At 55.4% G+C, this 1,534-nt stretch carries 1 protein-coding gene; it reads right to left on the reverse strand.

Annotated features, from left to right (window positions below):
* The coding region (locus tag DFP97_RS30315; protein ID WP_181873752.1) for a LamG-like jellyroll fold domain-containing protein at positions 1-1,534 on the reverse strand (1,534 nt) is incomplete at both ends.

Consider the following 1,534-nt stretch of genomic DNA (forward strand, 5'->3'; position numbering starts at 1 on the left):
CCGGTTGTCCCGTTTTGCGGCGTCAGATAGAAGTAGTTGTTCGTTCCGAAACCGAAGTCGAAGATGCGGCTCCAGTTGCTCACGGTGTCCAAATTCACCCAGGCTGCTACAGTAATTGCGTTAGCGCTGGAAACAACGCCTGCTGGCAATGCAACATATTGGCTTGTTCCGCTCAGGTCCACCGCGTTGCCCTTAATGCCAGTCGTCCAGCTTGCGCCGCCTGTCAGGGTGCCGTTCCAGCCGTTGCCGGTCACATCGGAGGCCGTCGTTCCGCTCGCTTCGTTAAGCGGAAGCTCTGTCACCGGCAGCACCGTTTGCCCATTCGCGAGATGCATGATTTGCGATGCGGACATAGCGCTATTATAGATACGGAAGTCGTCCACCCGTCCATCGAGATACGGATCTGCGTATTGGGAGCGCCCGATCCAGTTTTGCGTGGTGGCTCCCATATTGGACGGTTTCAGGGTCATGCCTGTATTGGTGCCTGCTTGAACACCGTCAACGTAGAGGGTGCCTGTCGAGCCGTTCAAGGTGACGGCTACATGATGCCAGCCTCCGGTCGGCAGCGCCGCCTGCCCGTCAATGATTTGTTCAGCTGAGCCGTTGTTCTTGATCGCAAAGCGGATTTTGCCGTTGGCTCCGTTTTTCGGCGTCAGGAACATATTGGTAGACGCTCCGGAACCGAAGTCGAAGATCCGCGACCAGTTGCTCACCGTATCCAGATTCACCCAAGCTGCTACAGTGATCTTGTCATTGCCAGAAACGACGCCCGTAGGAAGTGTGACATATTGGCTCGCTCCGCTCAGGTCTACGGCATTGCCGCTTTTGCCGGCCACACGACTCGCGCCGCCAACCAATGTGCCGTTCCAGCCGTTGCTCGTCGCATCAAATGCCGTCGTTCCGCTGGTCTCGTCAAACGGCAGCTGCGCCATAGTCACGGTATCGCCTGTCTCACCGAATACCTTGAACTCTTTGATGCTTGCCGTTACGCCGCTTGGCAGTCCGGTCACGGTAACACGGACATATCGGGCATTTGCAACAAAGTAATCGGTCTGAACCTGGCTGTTGTTGCTATTGCCGGTCTTGTTGATTCTTGTAGTCCAGTTGACATTATCATTGGACACATCAATGGTATACTTATAGGCTTGACCGTCCTGTGCCCACATCACCTGGGTACCGTTATTGATCGTCAAGCTTCTGCCAAGGTCTACCGTCCACGTATGGCCGGTTAACGCATCAGCTGCACTCCAGGCCGTCGCCGTGTCCCCGTCGTTTCCGCTCGAAGCCGGATTTCCTGCAGCCGAGCTATCCGCCGTTGCGGTCTTACCGAGCGCCAGATCGGTCGGGTCTCCGAATACCTTGAAATCGCTTATACCGGCGCTTACGCCGCTTGGCAGTCCGGTAACCGTAATTCGGACATACCGGGCGTTCGCTGTAAAGTAATCGTTCTGAACCTGATCCGTGCTCGTATTCGCCGTCTTGTCAACGACTTGGGTCCAGTTGGTGTTATCTATTGATGTTTCGACCTTATACT

The sequence above is a fragment of the Paenibacillus prosopidis genome (assembly GCF_003337375.1).
GTDB classification, from domain to species: Bacteria; Bacillota; Bacilli; order Paenibacillales; family Paenibacillaceae; genus Pristimantibacillus; species Pristimantibacillus prosopidis.